We start from the raw sequence: 3577 nt of genomic DNA, 5'->3' as shown, positions 1-3577 counted from the left end.
GCCGCTGGGGTTCAGCGCGGTCCGCCACGCCTGGGAGGTGATGTCCTTGGTCACGGCGGCCTCGCCGAGGGAAGCCGCCATTTCGTCTCCCCCGCTGGTGCGCCATCGCATCTGGCCCGAATACGCCATGAACAGCACGGGACGGACGACGTGGTCCCTCAAGGCATTGCCGTAACCGTAGGTGTAGTCCGCTTTCGAGCGGCGGATGCCGTCACGGTCTTCGGCGTATTCCACGAAGGGGATGGGTGAGGTGTCGGAACGGAAAGGCGTTCCTGTGAGGGCCAGGCGCCGCGCCGCTGGATCGAATGCTTCGCGCAATCCGTCGCCCCAGGACAACGCTTCGCCACCGTGGTGGATTTCGTCGAGGATGACCAGGGTGCGGGCTGCCTCGGTCTTGGCCCGGTGGAGCATGGGCTTGCTGGCCACCTGCGCATAGGTCACTGCGACGCCGACGAAGCCCCTGCCGTGCTGGCCGTCCGCATTCTTGAAGTTCGGATCGATGGCAATGCCCACCCTGGCGGCGGCGTCCGCCCACTGCCGTTTCAGGTGGTCGGTAGGGGCGACGATCGTCACGCGGTTCACGGTTCCGCTGTCAAGGAGCATGGACGCAATCCGCAGGGCGAAGGTGGTCTTACCCGCGCCCGGCGTTGCCACGGCGAGGAAATCGCGCGGGCTCGCGTTCAAGTACAGGTCCAGCGCTTCCTGCTGCCAGGCGCGCAGCTTCGGGGCGTTCCCCAGGCTGCGCGTTCCGGATAGGCCGGAGGCAGCGCCGGGCCGCCGAAGAGTGTTTCAGTCACGCGGATTCCCCCCGACCAGCACGATTCCAAGCAAGGCCGCTGCAAGCCAGCGAAACCCAAATAACCACAAAAAACACCAATCTGTTCCGGATGCGCCGAATCACGCAGGGCAGCACACAGGCAGGGGAAAGCGTTCCCCCGCCTACTACCAGGAAATACCCGACTACTGGGGCTTACTCGCTACTTGGAGCCGCCCGAGCCGCCTTTGTCTCCGCCGTCGTTACCCGGGCGAAGTCCTTCATAGATTTCTTTGCACTCGGGGCAGACCGGGAACTTCTGCGGGTCCCGGCCAGGGGTCCACACTTTACCGCACAGCGCAATCACGGGTTCGCCCGTCAGGGCGGACTCCATGATCTTTTCCTTGCGGACATAGTGCGAGAAACGCTCCCGGTCACCGGGTTCCACTTCTTGGCGCAATTCCTCGCGCTCAATGGTTGCAGTGGAAGTTCCGGCTCCGGAAAGCTCGCGCATGGGATCGTTTTCGAATGGGTCCGGAGGCAGCGTCGTCATGCCATCCATCTTAGCCGCTGCAGCTTCGCGATCAGATGCACCGTGTCAGATGCTCTGCCATTTCGGCTTGTTGTCATAGGTGTGGCGATAGTAGTCGGCGAGCTTGAGCGAGGACGCCGCAGCCTCATCGATCAAGATGGTGGCGTGCTGGTGCATCTGCAGCACTGATGCCGCGCAAATGGCAGCAACCGGCCCCTCGACGAAGTCCCTGACGGCCTGGGCTTTCTGGGCACCCGTAGCGATCAGGACCACGTGCCGGGCATCCATGATGGTTCCCAAACCCTGCGTGACCACGTGGTGGGGAACATCGTCGATGCTCTTGAAGAACCGTGCGTTGTCCTTGCGGGTCTGCTCGATCAGCGTCTTGATCCGGGTCCGCGAAGCGAGCGATGAGCCGGGCTCGTTGAATCCAATATGGCCGTCGGTGCCCACGCCGAGGATCTGCAAGTCAACGCCGCCGAGTTCGCGCATGGAGTCCTCGTACGCTTGGCAGGCCGCGGGAAGGTCGGCCGCGGTACCGTCCGGGCTGTGGACGTTGGAGGGGTCGATGTTGACGCGGTCCGTGAATTCACGGCGGATGACTTCACGGTACGACTCCGGATGGCCAGGCTCGAGCCCCACGTATTCGTCAAGGGCGAAGGCGTGTGCCTGGCTGAAGTCGAGGCCCCTTTCCTGATGGCGGCGCGCCAATTCGTCGTAGACAGGGAGCGGAGAGGACCCTGTGGCCAGGCCCAGGACGGCATTCGGCTTTCGGAGGAGCAGCGCCTCGATGGCATCCGCGGCAAGCGCCCCGATCTGCTTGCTTCCCGGAAGGATGACAACTTCCATCGTCCACGACCTTTCTAGCTGTGTTTCCCGGATCGACTGGTTCAAACTCGAGGTTATCCCATGTCCCATAACTTGTCATTGTCGTTCATGGAATCAACGGTTGACGCTCAATTGCGCGAAGAGCTCCGGCCCGCGCCGGTCAAGCCATCGGCCGCCGATCCGGACACCCGCAACGAACAATGCCGCTCCGAGAACCGTACCAATTGCCAGATTGATCCATCCCCACAGTGGATCGCCCGTGACCGACTGGACAATCACCAGGACAAGCTCCGGAAGGACGAGGAGGAACAAGACTGCCATTCCCCCGAACTGGACCGCCAGTGTCTGGGCAACGTTTCCCGGCGGCTTCTTGAACGGGCTGTCACCGGGCAACGGCACGGTGGACGTGTACCGTGCCGACACGATGGAGGCCAGGCCCAGTCCGGTGAACAGCACACCGAGGGAAAGACCCAGGACACCGGGCAACCAGCCCCAGTCGCCGGTCAGGAAAAAGGGCCCGACGGCGAAGATCAACACCACCGGGAGGGCGAATGCCAGGCAGGCCAAGGCCCGGCCGAGCCGGTCGTGAATGCCGCGGACCCCGGTGGCCAGATGCAAGGCAAAGGCGGTGTTGTCGTAGGAGACATCCGCGGAAATAGACCATGCGAGGACAAAGGCGGCCATGGGTCCCAGAATCACCAGCATGGAGTAGCTTCCGGACTGCGCTGACTGGAACAGGAAAATCACGGGCAACAACGGGACCACCATCAGCGAAGCTGCGTAGCGCGGATCGCGGACCCAGTAGCTGAGGGAGCGTGCGGCAATGGCACCGGTGGGAGTTGCCGGCAGCAGTCCGAACAAGCCAAGTTTGCCGCCGCGTTTCCTTGATCCACCCGAATATGGCGGAGTGACCAGCGCCCGCTTGAGCAACGCATTCCAGGCGGCAAACAACACGAGGAGAGTGGCGAGGCCGATCACTGCCTTCAGGCCGGCGGCGGCAATATCTCCGGACGCCAGATCCCCGCCAAGCGACCAGGAAGCTCCGAGTGGAGTCCAGGAGACCGTCCGGGCAAGTTCCGGGAGATAGCCCGTGGAACCGGATACTCCCCTGAAGACGCCGGCTACGATCGGTCCCATCAGCACGAGTGGCACAAAGACCACAATGCTGCTCACGTCTTTGAAACGGCGGGAGGCCGCGAGGCTTGCAGTCGCCGTCGTGATGACTTTCGACAGGACCACGCAGCTCAGCACGCCCAGCACGGCACCCAGCAGGGCGCCGAGCGCCGCCGGCACGCTGCGCCACCATGTGGCCGCAGTGAACAAGGCCACAATCGTCGTGGACAAGCCCGGCAATCCGATGAATCCGGCGAGGGTAAGCCCGGCCAGCAGCTGGCGCATGGGAATCGCCGACGTCGTGAAGCGGGAAGGGTCAAGCGTTCATGTCGGCGGCCGAGGCCATCAGG

At 63.5% G+C, this 3577-nt stretch carries 2 protein-coding genes and 2 pseudogenes; all 4 read right to left on the bottom strand.

Annotated elements, in window-relative coordinates; genetic code table 11:
* Positions 1–797 (bottom strand): annotated as a pseudogene (locus tag AHiyo1_RS03465) (DEAD/DEAH box helicase); the annotation flags it as partial.
* A gap of 180 nt (positions 798–977) precedes the next feature.
* The gene (locus AHiyo1_RS03460; protein WP_059387622.1) at positions 978–1316 is read right to left on the bottom strand and encodes a DUF3039 domain-containing protein; all 339 of its coding nucleotides are present in this window, start codon (positions 1314–1316) and stop codon (positions 978–980) included.
* Positions 1317–1352: 36 nt separating this feature from the next.
* Complete coding sequence (nagB, locus tag AHiyo1_RS03455; RefSeq protein WP_059387621.1) at positions 1353–2135, bottom strand: glucosamine-6-phosphate deaminase; 783 nt, start codon at positions 2133–2135, stop codon at positions 1353–1355.
* Between the two features lie 93 nt (positions 2136–2228).
* Positions 2229–3576: pseudogene (locus tag AHiyo1_RS03450) on the bottom strand (transporter).
* Position 3577: the final 1 nt, after the last annotated feature.

The sequence above is a fragment of the Arthrobacter sp. Hiyo1 genome (genome assembly GCF_001263615.2).
GTDB lineage: Bacteria > Actinomycetota > Actinomycetes > Actinomycetales > Micrococcaceae > Arthrobacter.
This window is presented reverse-complemented; position numbering and strand designations above follow the sequence as displayed.

Excerpts from the sequence above, each read along its gene's own strand:
- AHiyo1_RS03460 (WP_059387622.1), bottom strand. The coding sequence starts at position 1,316 with ATGGATGGCATGACGACGCTGCCTCCGGACCCATTCGAAAACGATCCC.
- nagB (WP_059387621.1), bottom strand. The coding sequence starts at position 2,135 with ATGGAAGTTGTCATCCTTCCGGGAAGCAAGCAGATCGGGGCGCTTGCC.